Source organism: Acidobacteriota bacterium, assembly GCA_012729555.1.
GTDB lineage: Bacteria > Acidobacteriota > UBA6911 > UBA6911 > UBA6911 > UBA6911.
Genome location: JAAYCX010000063.1, coordinates 38,832 through 54,039, shown reverse-complemented (window position 1 = coordinate 54,039; position 15,208 = coordinate 38,832). Strand labels below are relative to the sequence as shown.

Below are 15,208 nucleotides of genomic sequence, written 5' to 3'. Positions count from 1 at the left end.
TGCCTGCGGCTTCCTTCAGATCCCACCTCGCGGTGGGCACCCTTGCCGTTCGGCTAACAGTTCCCCTGACCGGGTCTGTAGAGGACTTTCACCTCCTAGGAGTGCGCCCTGCCGGGCGCACAAAAAAAAGGCCGCACACCCTTTCGGGCTTGCGGCCTTCAGATTCCCTGGTGCCGAAGGGGGGACTCGAACCCCCACGGGTTTCCCCACCACCCCCTCAAGATGGCGTGTCTGCCAGTTCCACCACTTCGGCACTCTGGATGGGGCCCGGAGGCCCCCCTGTCTTCCTTACTCGGCTGGCTGTCCTGCCGGCGCGGGCGTGGTTTCCGCGCCACCCTGTTTCTGTCTGGACTGGATCTCTTCCTGCATCTTCCGGATCTGGTCCGGAGTGGGAACCGGCTCCTGGCTCTTCGGCGCGGCCTCGGGCTTGCGATCCGCCGGCTCGGCGGCCTCGGTCCCGGTCGTTTCCAGGATCGACTTGCCCCCCGCGCTCGTTTCGGACGACGACATCATCGAGAGCGAAACGCTGGTGATCATGAACACCACCGCCGCTACCGTGGTCATTTTCGACAGAAAGGACGCGGGGCCGCGGCTGCCGAATGCGGTCTGCGTGGCGCCACCGCCGAACGCTCCCGCCAAGTCCGCCCCCTTGCCCGACTGAAGAAGCACAACCAGGACCAGGATGATGCAGACCAGGATGTGCAGCGCTATGATCGTATAGTAGAGCATCTTCGATTCCTGCCTTCCGCCGGTCCCGGGATCATGGGCGGAGGATGCCGAGGAAGCTTTCGGCCTCCAGGCACGCCCCGCCGACCAGTGCGCCGTCGATATCCGGCTGCCCCATCAGCGCCGCTATGTTGTCCGGCTTGACGCTGCCGCCGTATAAAATGCGAACCTTCTCGGCATTGAGTCCATACTTCCCGGCAAGCCGGCCGCGGATGAAACCGTGCATTTCCTGAGCGGTCCCGGGTGATGCCGTACGACCGGTCCCAATCGCCCACACCGGTTCGTAGGCGAGAATAATACGCAAGAGGTCCTCCGCTGTCAAGCCGTCGAGTCCGCCCGCAAGTTGTTGCGCCACTACGTCCTCGTGCTGCCCCGCCTCCCGGTCGGCCAGGCTCTCCCCGATGCACACGATCGGATCGATCGTGGAACGGAGCGCCGCACGCACCCGCAGGTTCACCGTCCGGTCGGTCTCCCGGAAAAACTGCCTCCGTTCGGAATGCCCGATGAGGACGAAGCGGCACCCGACATCCTCCAGCATCCGGACGCTGACCTCCCCCGTGAATGCGCCGTCCTCTTCCCAGTGCACGTTCTGCGCCGCCAGCCGGACGGGCGAGCCCTCGATCTCGGCGGCCACCGCCCCCAGGGCCGTAAACGGCGGCGCGAGGATCACCTCGCAGGAGGGCCGCGGGCCGAGCCCCTCCCGGATGGCCCGGGCCAGGGCACGGCCTTCGGCCACCGTCTTGTGCATTTTCCAGTTCCCGGCGATTACGGGTGTTCTCATGGCCGCTCCGTCCGCTGTCGATCGTTGAGGGCGGCGACCCCGGGGAGCACCCGCCCGGCCAGGAATTCCAGGGACGCCCCCCCCCCGGTCGAGATGTGCGTGATCCGATCGGCCACTCCCGCCCGGACCACCGCGGCGGCCGAATCGCCCCCGCCCACGATCGACACCGCGGCGGAATCGGCCACCGCCCGGGCCAGGCCCATCGTTCCGGAAGCGAAAGCCTCCCGCTCGAAGACCCCCATGGGACCGTTCCAGACGATGGTGCGCGCCGAACGGACCGCCTCCGCGTACATGGCCAGGGTCCGCGGGCCGATGTCCAGCCCCATCTCCCCGTCCGGGATCTCCCCGGCCGGGACCGTGTGCGCCCCCGCCCCGTCCTCGATCCCGCCGCTCGCAACCGCGTCGACGGGCAGCATCAGGCGCCCTTCCCCCGCGCGCCCGACGAGCGAGCGCGCCAGGTCGAGCTTGTCCTCCTCGCAAAGCGACCGGCCGATCTTCTTCCCCTGGCTCCTGAGGAAGGTGAACATCATGGCCCCCCCGACCAGGAGGCGGTCCACCTTTCCCAGCAGGTTCTCGATCACGTCGATCTTGTCCGAGATCTTGGCCCCGCCCAGGATGGCGACGAAGGGACGGTCGGGCGCCTCGAGCGCCCCGCCCAGGTACCGGAGTTCCTTCTCCATCAGGAAACCCGCGGCGGCCCGATCGACGAACCGGGCGATGGCCGTGACCGAGGCGTGGGCCCGGTGGGCGCACCCGAAGGCGTCGTTGACGTACAGGGGGGTGCGGGCCGCGAGCTCCCGGGCGAAGCCGGGGTCGCCCGCCTCCTCGCCCGGGTGGAACCTGAGGTTCTCCAGCAGGACCACGTCCCCGGGACGGGACGCCGCTACCGCCTGCTCCGCCTCCGGTCCCACGCAATCCCCGGCGAACCGCACGCTACGGCCCAGGAGCTCCTCGAGCCTCCGGGCCACCGGGGCCAGGGAAAATTCGGGACGGACCTTTCCCTTCGGCCGCCCCAGGTGCGAGGCCAGGACGACGAGGGCCCCTTGTTCGATGCAATACCGGATCGTCGGGAGCGCCTCCCGGATCCGCAGGTCGTCGGTGATCTTCGATTCCTTGATCGGGACGTTGAAGTCGACCCGTACGAAGACGCGCTTCCCCCCCAGTTCCAGTTCCTCGAGCGTCAGCTTTGCCACAACCGCACCCCCTCCCGGACGGAAGGGCCGGTCCCTCCCCGGCCCCGGCGGATCGCGCCTATTGGACGATGAGTTTCACGAGGTCCCGCAGCCGGCAGGAATAGCCCCACTCGTTGTCGTACCAGGCCAGCGTCTTGACCATCCGGCCCATGACCTTGGTTTCCAGCGAGTCCACCGTGCCCGAACAGGAGTTCTGCATGTAATCGGTGGAGACCAGGGGCTCTTCGGAATAGCCCAGGATCCCTTTCAGGGCGCCGTCGGCCGCCTCCCGCAGCGCCCGGTTCACCTCCTCCCGCGTCGTCTGGGCGCGGACGGTGACCACGAGGTCCACGAGGGAGACGTTGGGCGTCGGCACCCGGATGGACAGCCCGTCCAGCTTCCCCTCGAGTGCGGGCAGGACCAGGCCGATCGCCTTGGCCGCGCCGGTGGTGCTGGGGACCAGGTTCACGGCCGCGGCGCGGGCGCGCCGGAGATCCTTGTGCTGCAGGTCCAGCAGGTTCTGATCGTTCGTGTAGCTGTGGATCGTGGTCATGAGCCCCGCTTCGATCCCGAACGTCTCGTCGAGCACCTTGGCCAGGGGGGCCAGGCAGTTGGTGGTGCAGGAAGCGTTCGACACGATGTGGTGACGCGCCGGATCGTAGGAGCCGGTGTTGACGCCGACGCAGAAGGTCCCGTCGACGTTTTTCCCCGGCGCCGAGATGACCACCTTCTTGACCGTCCCCCGCAGGTGGGCCTTCGCCTTTTCCGCATCGCGGAACAACCCGGTGGACTCGACGACGACCTGGGCGCCGACCGCGCTCCAGTCGATGGCCCCCGGGTCCCTTTCGCTGAACATCCGGATCGGCCTGCCGCTTATGAGGAGGCGATTCCCGTCCAGTTCCACCTTCTCGCCGAAGCGGCCCAGGACCGAGTCGTATTTCAGGAGGTGGGTCATGACCTCGGCGTTGGTGATGTCGTTGATCCCCACGATTTCCACCCGGGGATCGTTGATGCAGCAGCGGACCAGGTTCCTGCCGATACGGCCGAATCCGTTGATGGCGACTTTGATTGACATGGCGGTTCCTCCGAGTTAAGTTTCGCCCGCCCACGGCGTGAACGCATCGGGCGGCCGGCTGGATGTTGCCGAACCAGGAGCTGTGGTTCGAAGGATTTTTCAGTATACGCCATATCGCGGAGCTAGGGAATAGCCGGGCCGGAAACGGTCCCTTTGATGATAGACTGGGCGCGCCATGACCGAACCTTCCCGCTGTCCGCCCGATCCCCGCGCCGGCACGTCCGAGGCCCGCGCCCCCGGACGGATCCACGCGATCGCCTCCCGCTTCGCCCTCCCCCGCCCCCTGGAGGTGTTCGAGTTCCCCAGGAAGGGGAACATCAACCAGCACTCCTACCGGGTCGTGTCCGGCCCCCCGGACAATCGCTCGCATCATCTGCTTCAGCTTCTGAACCCCGGGGTCTTCCGCCATCCGGCGGGGGTGATCGAAGCCATGCGCCTCTGTCTGGAGGCCCAGCGGCGGGCCCTCGCCCGCCTCGGGGACCCCGATCTGGGCGAGTGGGAGGTCTTGAATCTGGTCCCGACCGTGCAGGGGCGCCCCTTCCTGGAGATTCCGGGGGAGGAGGGCCCGCGCTGCTGGCGCATGATGGGCTACATCCGGAACGCGCTCTGCTACCGCAGCCTGGGTGAGATCCCCGACCGGGAATCGCGGCTGCGGGTGGCCGAGGAGGCAGGGCGGGGGCTCGCGCTGTTCGGCCGGCTGACGGCGGACATCGACCCGGACCTGCTACGGGCGCCGCTGCCCGGTTACCGGGACACGGCCCTGTACTACGCCCAACTGCACTCCGTCCTGGCCGGAAACCGGACCGCGGCCGAGGCCGCCCCCTTCCTTCCGGAAGACGCCGGCCTGGCCGCGGACACGCAGCACGATTTCATCGTCCACATCCCGCCCGGGGAATTCGAGCGCCGCCGCGCCGACGCCGGCGTCCGGCGGCTCTCGGCGCTGGCGGTCGAGCACCGGGAGTTCGCGCTCACCCTCGGCCGGGGCCTGGCCGCCGGACGCCTCAGGCGGACGGCCGTCCACGGGGACACCAAGCTCGAGAACTTTCTCTTCAGCGCCGCCACGGGGAGGGTCCGCGCCCTGGTCGACCTCGACACCATCATGCCCCACACCTGGCTCAGCGATTGGGGGGACATGGTGCGCTCCCTGGTCAACGTCGCGGGGGAAAGGGAGACCGATCCCGAAAAAATCCGCATCGACACCGGGGTGTACCGGGCGGCCGCGCGCGGCTTCATTCTCCAGGCGGCGCCCCGGGCCGCCGGGGAGACGGCGCTGATGGCGGCCGCCCCCGCGATCATGGCGCTGGAACTGGGGGTTCGCTTCCTCGCCGATTACGTGCGGGGGGACCGCTACTTCCGCCTCCGGCCCGGAGACCCCCCCGATCTCAACCGGTCGCGCGCCCTGGTGCAGTTCCGCGTCTTCGAGGAGCTCCGCGGCAACGCCGGGCTCCTCGAGGCGGACGCCGGGGCGTGAGCCTGTGCCTACGACCGCGTGTGGTAGTCCCCCTCGCCCACCCACTTGTAGGTCGTCAGCTCGCGCGGCCCCATCGGGCCGCGGGCGTGCAGGCGCTGGGTGGAGATCGCGACCTCGGCCCCGAGCCCGAACTGCCCCCCGTCGGTGAAGCGGGTGGAGGCGTTGACGTACACCGCGGCCGAGTCCACCTCCCGGATCCAGCGCTCGGCGCTGGCCGGGTCTCCCGTCAGGATCGAGTCGGAATGCCCCATGCTGTGGGCGTTGGTGTGCGCGATCGCCTCGTCGATGTCCCCGACCACCTTCAGTCCCAGCACCAGCGACATCCACTCGGTGTCGAAGTCCCCGGGGCCGGCGGCCCGGACAGCCCCGTGTCCGGCGAGGCATTCGAGCGCCTCGGGGTCTGCCCGGAAAGTGACCCCGGCCGGGGCCAGGGCCTCCACGATCCGGGGGAGCGCCCCGGCCGCCACGCCGCGGTGCACCAGCACCGTGTCCAGGGCGTTGCAGACCGAGGGGCGCTGGGTCTTCGCGTTGTGGATGACGCCCAGGGCCCTTTCGATGTCGGCCGACGCGTCGACGTAGATGTGACAGATGCCGATCCCCCCCGTGATGACGGGAATCCGGCTGTGCTCCCGGCAGAAGCGGTGGAGGCTCGCCCCCCCCCTGGGGATGATGACGTCGACCAGTTCGCCGAGCTCGAGCAGCTCGAGGACGCGCGCGCGGTCGGGGTCCCCGACAAACTGCACCGCGTCCCGGGGCAGGCCGCTGCCCCCGAGAGCCTCCCGCACCAGGGCCACGAGCGCCCGGTTCGAATGCAGCGTCTCCTTTCCGCCGCGCAGGATCACGCTGTTCCCCGTTTTGACCGACAGGGCGGAAACGTCGATCGTCACGTTGGGCCGCGATTCGTAGATGACGCCGATCACCCCCAGGGGGACGCGCTGCCGGCAGAGCCGGAGCCCGTTGGGGAGGACCGTCCGGTCGAACCTCTCCCCGACCGGGTCGGGCAGCCGCTCGAGTGCGAGCACGTCGCGGGCGAGCGCCCCGATGCGCGCCCCGTCGAGCGTCAGGCGGTCGATCAGGGCGTCGTCGAGGCCGGAGGCGCGGGCAAGCGCCACGTCCCGCCCGTTCGCTTCCTCGATCACCCCCCGGGACCGGTCGAGGAGCCGTGCCAGGGCGCCGAGCGCCCCGTTGCGGACCTCCGTTGGAAGCGTGGCCATGACCCTCGCCGCCGCGCGCGCCTTCCGCCCCATTTCCCTCACCATAGCGACTCCTTCCGGCTCGTTCAGATCAGCACCATGTCGTTGTGATGGATCACCTCGTCCCCGAACCGGTACCCGAGGATCGATTCGATCGCGTCGGAGGGGGAACGGAGGATGCGGGCGAGATCCCGGCTGTCGTAGTTGACGATTCCGCGCGCGATCTCGCGCCCTTCGGGCAGCGTCACGCGCACGGTGTCCCCGCGTTCGAAGGAACCCTCGACCGCGGCCAGACCGACGGGCAGCAGGCTCCCCCCGCGGGCGAGCGCCCGGGCCGCCCCCTCGTCCACCGTCAGTTTCCCCGGGGACTGGCTGCCGGACAGGATATAGCGCTTGCGGCTCTCGACCGCCGAGGCCGAAGGAAGGATCCGCGTCCCCAGCCTCTCACCCCGGGCGAGGCGCAGGAGGACATCGGGCTCGGCCCCTGCGGCGATGATGCAGCCCGTGCCCGAACGCCGGGCCAGGTCGGCCGCCCGGAGCTTGGTCGCCATGCCCCCGGTGCCCAGCCCGCACCCGCTCCCCCCGGCGGCCTTCCAGAGTTCCGGCCCGATTTCGGGGCCGGAGACCTCTTCCACCAGCCGCGCCCCCGGATCGGTCCGCGGGTCGGCCGTGAACAGCCCCGCCTGGTCCGTCAGCAGCACCAGCCGGTCGGCGTCCACCAGGTTGGCCACCAGGGCGGAGAGGTTGTCGTTGTCCCCCACCCGGATCTCCTCGGTCGCCACGGTGTCGTTCTCGTTGATGATCGGAAGGGCCCCGCGCCCGAGGAGGGCCAGCAGGGCGTTACGCGCGTTCAGGTAGCCCCGCCGGTTCGAGAGGTCGCGGCGCGTCAGGAGGACCTGCGCCACCGTCACCCCGTACAGGCCGAAGACCTGTTCGTAAAACGCCATGAGGCGCGGCTGCCCCACGGCGGCCAGCATCTGCTTGACCGGAATGTCCCTGGGCAGCTCCGGAAAGCCCAGCCGTTCCCTCCCCGCGGCGATGGCGCCCGAGGAGACCAGGAGGATCTCCTCCCCCTCCCCCCCGAGCCGGGCGATCTGCCGGGCCAGATCGATGACGAGGGGGGGGGAGAGGCAGGGGGTTCCCCGGGTGAGAGTGGAGGTGCCCAATTTGATGACGGTGCGCATGCGCCTTCCCCTGGATTATTGAGAAAGGTTTAGGATAGCATAAATCGGCGCCCGGCGGGCGGGCCGGCGCGATTCCCGGGAAGAGACGGAATGAGACGAGGGCTCGGAACACGATACGCCGGCGGAGGGGGTCGGGCCCTCCTGGCGGCGGTGCTCTGCGCAGCCCTCGCTGCGGCCGCGGCGGGACAGGTCGCGCCGGAGGATCCCGCGGGACGGGTGCGGACCGAAATCCGCTACCGCGACGGCACGGTGGTCCTCGTCTCCGACACCCAGGAAAAGTCGAAGTCGCTCCACCGGGCGGCCGGGGGCGTCCGCATCACCTTCCGCGATATCGTCGTGACCGGGGAGGAGGCGGTCTACGACGAAGCCACCCGCGAGGGTTTCATCTCCGGCGATACCCGTTTCAGCCAGGACGGGGACCGGCAGTGGCTCACCTGCTCGCGGGCCGAGTTCAATTTTGCGACCCAGACCGGGGCTTTTTACGACGCCACCGGGTTCACCGACCGGGAATTCATGATCTCGGGCCGCCGGATCCTCAAGACCGGGCCGGACACCTACCGTGTCGAGGAGGGGGGGGCGACCACCTGCCTGGAGGAGAACCCCAAGTGGCGCTTCACGGCGGCCCGGACCGACATCCGGGTGGACCAGACCGCCCGGATGCGGAGCGCCGTTTTCCGGGTCAAGGGGGTCCCGGTACTCTACCTGCCCTACGTCGTCCTCCCCGTCGGGCTGAAGGAACGCTCGAGCGGCTTCCTCCCCTTTCACACGGGCAACTCGACGTCCAAGGGACGCGTCTTCAGCGAAGGGTATTACCAGACCCTGGGAAGAAGCGCCGACCTGCTGGTCTACGGTGATTATTTCAGCCTGCGGGGACTCGCGCTGGGGGCCGAGTTCCGGGCGCGGCCGAACCCGAAAACCAGGCTGGAGCTCCGGGGCTACGGCATCCGCGACAAACTGGACCAGGGGGGGGCCCAGCTGGACATCGACGGGGAATCGTGGCTCGGGGAGGACTGGAGGGCCGTCGTCAGGGCCAACATCAGCTCCAGTTTCACCTTCCGCCAGGCTTTTTCGGAAAACCTCCGCACGGCCACCATACCGATGGAAAAGGCGCAGGGATTCGTGACCCGCAACCACCAGAGCCTCTCCACCAACATCGTCTTCGGCAGGGAGTCGGTGACCTTCCCGGGCGAGTCGGTGGTGGTGCGCCGCATCCCCTCGCTGGAGTTTGTGTCGATCGGGACGCCCCTGGGCCGCTCCCCCTTCATCCTGAGCTTCCGCACCTCGCTCGAGGGGCTGTCCCGGGTGGACCGCCTGATCGAAACCGGCGGCCTCGTCCAGCGCATGGACCTCTTCCCCCGCATCACGGCCAGGATCCCCTCCTGGAAGGGCTTCAGCCTGGCCCCCTCGGTGGGGGTCCGCGAGACCTGGTACGGGGCCCGGATTTCCGAAGACGCCCCCGGGGGGGTGGAAAACCGGGGGCTGCACCGGCGCTATGTCGACCTGCGGATAGACGTGCGGGCCCCGGTGCTCGAGAAGAGCTTCGGTTCGAAGCCGACGGGCGGGATCCGTCACGCGATCGAGCCCTTTTTCACCTGGCGCAGGATCCACGGGGTGAAAGGGCTCGACGAAACCCTCCGGTTCGACGCCGAGGATGCCGTCGCCGATACCAACGAAATCGAATACGGGATGACGCACCGGTTCTACCGGGGCGCGCCGGCCGCGCAAGGAGGGAGCACCGAGATCCTCTCCCTGGCCCTCGTGCAGAAATATTATTTCGACCCGACTTTCGGCGGGGTCTTCCAGGAGGGGGAAGCGAACGCCTTCACCCCGCTCGACACCGCCACCGGGTTTTACCGGTCGACGTCGACGGCCAACTTCGCCCCCCTCAGCGCCATCCTGCAGTTCACCCCCCGGCAGGGGATCCACAACGACATCCGCGCCGATTTCGACACCGGGCGCGGGCGCTGGAGCAACGTGAGCCTGGCCTCCGAATGGCGGCAGGGACCGGTGTCCCTGTCCGGAACCTATTTTTACATCAACCCGCGCGGGGGGGCGTTCCTCTCCGGGAACCACGTGCAGGCACAGGTCGAGTTCGGCTCCCAGGAGCGCGGCTTCAACTCCCGGTTGACGGCCAGCCGCAACCTGCAGTCCGGGCAGTGGCTCAACAGCAACGTCCGGGTGGGCTACTCCTGGAACTGCTGCGGCCTGGGCCTGGGCTTCAACCAGTACGCTCTCGGCATCCGGACCGAATCCCGGCTTTCCTTCTCCTTCACCCTGAAGGGGATCGGGCACTTCGGCAACATGCGGGAGCCGGAAGGCATCTTCTGAAACGGGCAAGGGAGGGGGCGTGAACACGGCATGGATCTCGGCCGGCTCCAACGTCGGAGACCGGCGGGCCCAACTCGACCGCGCAATCGCGGCGCTCGAGGCCTGCGGCCGCGTCATCGCGGTCTCCTCCTGCTACGAGACCGAACCGGTCGGCTATGACGACCAGCCGTGGTTCCTGAACCTGGCCGCCGGGCTCGAAACCCGGCTCACGCCGCACCAACTCCTCTCGTTCTGCCAGAGCATCGAACTGGCCCAGGGGAGGGTGCGCCCTTTCCCCAACGCACCCCGGACGCTCGACCTCGACATCCTGTTTTACGACGACCTCGTCCTCGACCGTCCGGACCTCGTTCTCCCCCACCCCCGGCTGGGGGACCGCCGCTTCGTCCTGGAGCCGCTGGCGGAAATCGCCCCCCTGCTCAGGCACCCCGTGCTGAACCGCTCGGTGCGTCGGCTCCTCGAACTCTGCCCGGACCGGTCCATGGTGAGGAAAGTGGAGCCGGGCGGATAAAATTTCCCGGATTGAATTGAACAGAAATTTTTCCCCGTGCTATGATGCGCCCCGGCATAAAGCGGACGCCCCGCGCCGCCGATAAGCAACCGGAGGCCGTCCGTCCCCGGAAACCCGGAAGAAAGGGTCGATCGCTTGTTTCGCCGTTTTCTCAGACTGTGTATCCCTCTCGCGCTGGCCGCCGTGCTCCTTCCCCTCGGCGCCTCCGAAGCCAGGGCGGACGGGCCGGAAGCCCTCCAGACGACGATCGCCCGGTATCTGAAACGGCCCGGCGCCCGCTCAGCGCAATGGGGCATCAGCATCCTGGACCCCTCCGACAACAAGGTCCTGGTCGAGGTCAACCCGGACAAGCCCTTCCTCCCCGCCTCGGTGCTCAAGGTGGTCACCACCGCCGCGGCCGTGGAAAAGCTGGGGCCGGGGTTCCGCTACCGCACGGGGGTATACGCCAACGGCCCGGTGGGCGAGGACGGGTCCCTGGCGGGCGACCTCATCCTGGTGGGGAGGGGGGACCCCAACCTGATGGCCCCCCGGGACGAAGCCGGGCAGATGCCCGCTTTCCGGGAGCTTGCCGACCGGCTGCAGGAGCTGGGCATCCGGGAGGTCTGCGGGGACGTGATCGGCGACGACAGCTACTTCTCCCCGCGCGGCGGAGAAAAGGGGTGGACGGCCAGGGAACTCCGGACCCGCTACGGGGCGCCGGTCAATGCCCTGAGCATCAACAACAACGTCGTCTGGGTCACGGCCCGGCCGTCGAAATACAAGAAGGCCGTCATCGTCGGGATCGAGCCCGCGACCTCCCATTTCCGCATCCGCAACCGGGCCGTCACCGGGAGCCGGAAAGCGAAACGGACGATCAGTGCGCGCCTCGAGGCGGGTTCCGACACGATCGTGATCTCGGGCACCCTCCCCTCCACGCGCACCTTCCGGCAGCACCTCGTCCTCGAAAATCCCGCGGAAACCGCCGCCGCCGTTTTCGGGGAAGAACTCGAGCGCCGAGGGATTTCCGTGCGCGGAGAGGTCACGAGCCTTCACCAAGGCGGCGGGGAGGCCGGGCCCCGCGGCACCTGGACCCTGCTGGCCGAACACCGGTCCGCCCCGCTGGTGCGCGCCCTCGAAATCATCAACAAGCAGAGCCAGAACCTCCACGCCGAGATGCTGCTCCGAACCCTGGGAGCGGAGCTGCGGGGGCGCGGGACGAACGAGGCCGGGCTCGAGGTGGTCCAGGAGTTCCTGGTCGAGGCCGCGATCGACAGTGACCGGATACGCCTCGACGACGGGTGCGGGCTGTCGCGGGAGAACCTGCTGACCCCGCGCTTCCAGACGTCCCTGCTCGGATTTCTGCTCGGCCGCCCCTACTTCGGCCTCTTTTACGACACCCTGGCCGTCAGCGGCACCGACGGGACCCTGAAAAACCGCCTGTCCGCCCTGGAGGTCAAGGGCTCGATCCACGCCAAGACCGGGACCCTGCGGGACGTCACCACCCTGAGCGGCTACATCACCACCCGGTCGGGCCGCAACCTGGTCTTCAGCATTTTCGCCAACCGGGTGACCTCCACCGAGCGGGTCAAAAGAACGATTGACGAAATCTGCTCCCTTCTGGTTAAACTGTACTGATGAGCATAAGGGTCTTGTTTTTCGCCTCACTGGCGGACGCGGCGGGGACCAGGGAAAGAAAGGTGGAAGCGGCCGGGCTCACCGACGTGATCTCGGTCTTCGACCGGTGCGCCGCGGACACCCCCGCCCTGGAATCGTACCGGGCCTCGGTCCTCCTGGCGCTGAATTCCGAATTCGCCCGGCCCTCCTCCCCGGTCCGGGACGGGGACGAGATCGCCTTCTTTCCGCCCGTCAGTGGAGGGTAGCATGTTCAGTCTCACGCGGGAGCAGATCGACACCACCCGGATTACCCGGAGCCTTCAGCAGCCCGAGGACGGCGCCCTCGTCGTCTTCGAGGGGGTCGTGCGCAACCACGCGCGGGACAAGGCGGTCCGATTCCTGGAATACGAGGCCTACGAATCGATGGCGCTGAAAAAACTCGAGGAGGTCGGGGCCATGGCCAGGAGCCGGTTCGACATCCGCGACATCGCCATCGTTCACCGGCTGGGGCACATGGAGATCGGAGAGGCGAGCACCGTCATCGTGGTGGCCTCGGCCCACCGCGGGGCCGCCTTCGAGGCCTGTCGTTTCGCCATCGACACGATCAAGGAGATCGTCCCCATCTGGAAGAAGGAGTTCTACGCCGACGGCGAGGTGTGGATCGAGGGGGCGCGTTGAACCGTCACCTCACAGCTCGTGCCGGTGCTCGAGCGCTTTCGACATGGTGACCTCGTCGGCAAACTCGAGGTCGCTCCCCACCGGCAGTCCCAGGGCGATGCGGCTGACCCTGACCCCGATCGGCTTGAGCAGCCGGGCGAGATAGATGGCCGTCGCCTCCCCTTCCACGTTGGGATTGGTCGCCAGGATGACCTCCTTCACCTCCCCCTCCCGCAGCCGCTCCAGCAGGTTCCGGATCTGCAGGTCCTCGGGCCCGACCCCGTTGATGGGGGAAAGCGCGCCGTGCAGCACGTGGTACCGCCCCCGGTACTCCCGGGTCCTTTCCACCGCGACGATGTCGCCCGGCTGCTCCACGACGCAGACGGTCTCCCCGGAGCGGGAACCGCTGCGGCAGTAGTTGCAGGGGTCCAGGTCGGAAAAGTTGTTGCAGCGGGAACAGCAGAGGATCCTGTCCTTCACTTCCAGGATGGCGCGGCTCAACCGTTCCGCATCCTCCCGGGGCCGCCGCAGCACGCTGTAGGCCAGCCGCTCGGCGCTCTTCGGGCCGATCCCCGGGAGCCTGCGGAATTCATCAATCAGTCTTTCGATAGGCTCCGCGTAGTCGCTCATTCGTCGATCTTCTCGGCCTTCACCGGCCCGGGGAACGTGTCCAGGAAGGAGCGCACCGCCGGTTCGCGCCCGGCCCGATCGAGAAGGTCCCCGGGGGAGGACGCCGCCCCCGCCTGCGGAGCCGGGGTCGCGGGCGCACCCTCATCCCCCGCCGACGTGGCTCGCGTGTCCGCCCCCCCCTCGACCGTGACCCTGACCTTGCGCTCCAGGACGACGGCCGCCGCCCCGGCTATGGCGTCCAGGTTCCGTGCGACCTGGTGCCGGATGAACTCGCCCGCCCCCCCCGGATCGAGGACCAGCCGGTCCCCCTCGGCGCGCGCGCCGGAAAAGGAGCGCAGCAGGGATTCGAGCGATTCCCGGCCGAGGGCCGAGGCGATCCGGCCGAGGAGGTCCCGATCCTCGCCCTCCTCGCGGGCGGAGGCGCGAGCTTCATCCTTCCTTCGAGGAGCCGGAGCCGAAGAGGGAGCCCGTTCCACGGGAGCCCGTTCCACGGGAGCCCGGCCTGCGGGAGCCCGTTCTGCGGGAGCCCGGCCTGCGGGAGCCCGGCCTGCGGAGGCGTGGTCTGCGGGTACCTTCCCGGGCGACACCCGCGGAGGAGGCGCCCCGCTTCCGCCGCCCGGGCCCCGGGGCGGCGCGTCATCCGCATAGGTGGAAAACTCGGCCACGAGTTCCTCCAGGGGGCGCAGCCTGGCGATGTGGGCCATTTCGAGGAGCCCCATCTCCAGCTGGAAGCGCACCTGGGTGGCGTACTTCATCCCGGTCTCGATCTTCTGGAAGGCGTCGAAGAGGCGCAGCAGGTCCTCTCGGGAAAAAAGGTCCGCCTGCACCCGCAGATCGGGCAGGACGCTTTCGGGAATCCCCAGCAGGGCGGGATCGGAGATCCCGGCCTTCACCACCATGAGATTGCGGAAGTGGCCCGAAAGGCGGCGGCAGAAATTGTTGAGGTCCTGCCCGGCCTCCACCAGGCCGGCCACCGTCCGGAGCAGGACCTCGAGGTCGTTCCCCGCGATCGCCCGGGCCGTCTCCGCGAGGACCCTGGGCTCCACCAGGCCGAGCAGGGTCGAAACGTCCTCGTCCCGGACCTCGCTCCCGCTGAAGGCGATCACCTGGTCGAGCGCCGACATGGCGTCCCGCATGCTTCCGCCGCTCGAAAAGACCACCTGCTCGAGGGCGCTGTCGCTGATCCGGATCCCCTCCGCCTCGGAAATCGTGCGCAGCCGTTCCAGGATGAGGGGGTACTGGATGAGCTTGAAGCTGTACTGCTGGCAGCGGGAGAGGATGGTCGCGGGGATCTTGTGATACTCCGTGGTGGCCAGGATGAACACCACGTGCGGCGGCGGCTCTTCCAGCGTCTTCAGGAGCGCGTTGAAGGCCTCCGCCGTGAGCATATGGACTTCGTCGATGATGAAGATCTTGTACCGGTCGCGCGCCGGGTTGTAGCGCGCCTTCTCCCGCAGTTCCCGGATCTCGTCGATACCCCGGTTGGAGGCTGCGTCGATCTCGAGAACATCCATGCAGCCGCCGGCGGCGATCTCCGTGCAGGCCACGCACCTTCCGCACGGCTCCCCCGGCTTCCCGTCGTGGCAATTGAGCGCCTTGGCCAGAAGCCGTGCGGTCGAGGTCTTGCCGCTGCCGCGCGGGCCGGAGAAGAGGAAGGCGTGGGCGATCCGTCCGCTCTCGAGCGCGTTGGTCAGCGTGCGGGAAACGTACTCCTGCCCGACCAATTCATGAAAACTCTGGGGACGCCATTTGAGAGCCAGAACCTGATATTGCATAAAAAGAGGGGTCGGACCCCGGGGATCCCGTTGCACATGCAGGAGTCCTCTTAATGCTGCTTCCTTCCGGACCTGACATGGTTCGAGGGTTGCATTGCACAGGGCCCGGGGCCCG

Annotated in this window: 14 protein-coding genes, 1 tRNA gene and 1 other RNA gene; 6 read left to right on the top strand and 10 right to left on the bottom strand. The window is 68.4% G+C overall.

Annotated features, from left to right (window positions below; translation table 11 throughout):
• Window positions 1-168: 168 nt before the first annotated feature.
• From GXY47_12285 to gap, 5 genes are all read right to left on the bottom strand, one after another.
• Window positions 169-253 (bottom strand) — tRNA-Leu (locus GXY47_12285).
• A 35-nt stretch (window positions 254-288) separates the two neighbouring features.
• Window positions 289-729, bottom strand: a complete 441-nt coding sequence (gene secG / locus GXY47_12280; GenBank protein NLV31918.1) for a preprotein translocase subunit SecG — start codon at window positions 727-729, stop codon at window positions 289-291.
• A 31-nt stretch (window positions 730-760) separates the two neighbouring features.
• Window positions 761-1,507 carry a triose-phosphate isomerase gene (locus GXY47_12275; GenBank protein ID NLV31917.1) on the bottom strand — a complete coding sequence of 249 codons (747 nt, stop codon included), beginning with the start codon at window positions 1,505-1,507 and terminating at the stop codon, window positions 761-763.
• A complete protein-coding gene (locus GXY47_12270) occupies window positions 1,504-2,700 on the bottom strand; it encodes a phosphoglycerate kinase (protein NLV31916.1) in 1,197 nt (398 codons plus the stop codon). The genes GXY47_12275 and GXY47_12270 overlap by 4 nt, the downstream gene beginning before the upstream one ends.
• A gap of 58 nt (window positions 2,701-2,758) precedes the next feature.
• Entirely contained in the window at window positions 2,759-3,754 is a 996-nt protein-coding gene (gene gap, locus GXY47_12265; GenBank protein NLV31915.1) for a type I glyceraldehyde-3-phosphate dehydrogenase, read from the bottom strand.
• A gap of 175 nt (window positions 3,755-3,929) precedes the next feature.
• On the opposite strand from gap, the gene GXY47_12260 reads away from it, so the two are divergent.
• Window positions 3,930-5,225, top strand: coding sequence for a phosphotransferase (locus GXY47_12260; protein NLV31914.1), 1,296 nt, complete (start codon window positions 3,930-3,932; stop codon window positions 5,223-5,225).
• An 8-nt stretch (window positions 5,226-5,233) separates the two neighbouring features.
• On the opposite strand, the gene GXY47_12255 is transcribed toward GXY47_12260, so the two are convergent.
• Together GXY47_12255 and proB are read right to left on the bottom strand one after the other, a co-directional pair.
• Complete coding sequence (locus GXY47_12255; GenBank protein NLV31913.1) at window positions 5,234-6,484, bottom strand: glutamate-5-semialdehyde dehydrogenase; 1,251 nt, start codon at window positions 6,482-6,484, stop codon at window positions 5,234-5,236.
• Between the two features lie 20 nt (window positions 6,485-6,504).
• Complete coding sequence (gene proB, locus GXY47_12250) at window positions 6,505-7,602, bottom strand: glutamate 5-kinase (GenBank protein ID NLV31912.1); 1,098 nt, start codon at window positions 7,600-7,602, stop codon at window positions 6,505-6,507.
• Window positions 7,603-7,692: 90 nt separating this feature from the next.
• On the opposite strand from proB, the gene GXY47_12245 reads away from it, so the two are divergent.
• From GXY47_12245 to GXY47_12225, 5 genes are all read left to right on the top strand, one after another.
• On the top strand, window positions 7,693-9,930 hold the full coding sequence (locus GXY47_12245; protein ID NLV31911.1) for an LPS-assembly protein LptD: 2,238 nt from the start codon (window positions 7,693-7,695) through the stop codon (window positions 9,928-9,930).
• Window positions 9,931-9,949: 19 nt separating this feature from the next.
• Complete coding sequence (gene folK / locus GXY47_12240) at window positions 9,950-10,438, top strand: 2-amino-4-hydroxy-6-hydroxymethyldihydropteridine diphosphokinase (protein ID NLV31910.1); 489 nt, start codon at window positions 9,950-9,952, stop codon at window positions 10,436-10,438.
• Between the two features lie 135 nt (window positions 10,439-10,573).
• Window positions 10,574-12,052, top strand: coding sequence for a D-alanyl-D-alanine carboxypeptidase/D-alanyl-D-alanine-endopeptidase (dacB, locus tag GXY47_12235; protein ID NLV31909.1), 1,479 nt, complete (start codon window positions 10,574-10,576; stop codon window positions 12,050-12,052).
• Window positions 12,052-12,297: a molybdopterin converting factor subunit 1 gene (moaD, locus tag GXY47_12230; GenBank protein NLV31908.1), complete on the top strand. Its 246-nt coding sequence runs from the start codon at window positions 12,052-12,054 to the stop codon at window positions 12,295-12,297. Before dacB ends, moaD begins: the two co-directional genes overlap by 1 nt.
• A 1-nt stretch (window position 12,298) precedes the next feature.
• Window positions 12,299-12,709 (top strand): molybdenum cofactor biosynthesis protein MoaE, encoded by a 411-nt coding sequence (locus GXY47_12225; GenBank protein NLV31907.1) that lies wholly within the window; start codon window positions 12,299-12,301, stop codon window positions 12,707-12,709.
• A 9-nt stretch (window positions 12,710-12,718) separates the two neighbouring features.
• Here GXY47_12225 and recR read toward each other — a convergent pair whose 3' ends face one another.
• The 3 genes from recR to ffs all read right to left on the bottom strand — a co-directional run bounded on the left by recR (window position 12,719) and on the right by ffs (window position 15,204).
• Window positions 12,719-13,318 (bottom strand): recombination protein RecR, encoded by a 600-nt coding sequence (gene recR / locus GXY47_12220; GenBank protein NLV31906.1) that lies wholly within the window; start codon window positions 13,316-13,318, stop codon window positions 12,719-12,721.
• On the bottom strand, window positions 13,315-15,093 hold the full coding sequence (gene dnaX / locus GXY47_12215) for a DNA polymerase III subunit gamma/tau (GenBank protein NLV31905.1): 1,779 nt from the start codon (window positions 15,091-15,093) through the stop codon (window positions 13,315-13,317). The genes recR and dnaX overlap by 4 nt, the downstream gene beginning before the upstream one ends.
• Before the next feature lie 13 nt (window positions 15,094-15,106).
• Window positions 15,107-15,204, bottom strand: an RNA gene (gene ffs / locus GXY47_12210) — signal recognition particle sRNA small type.
• Window positions 15,205-15,208: the final 4 nt, after the last annotated feature.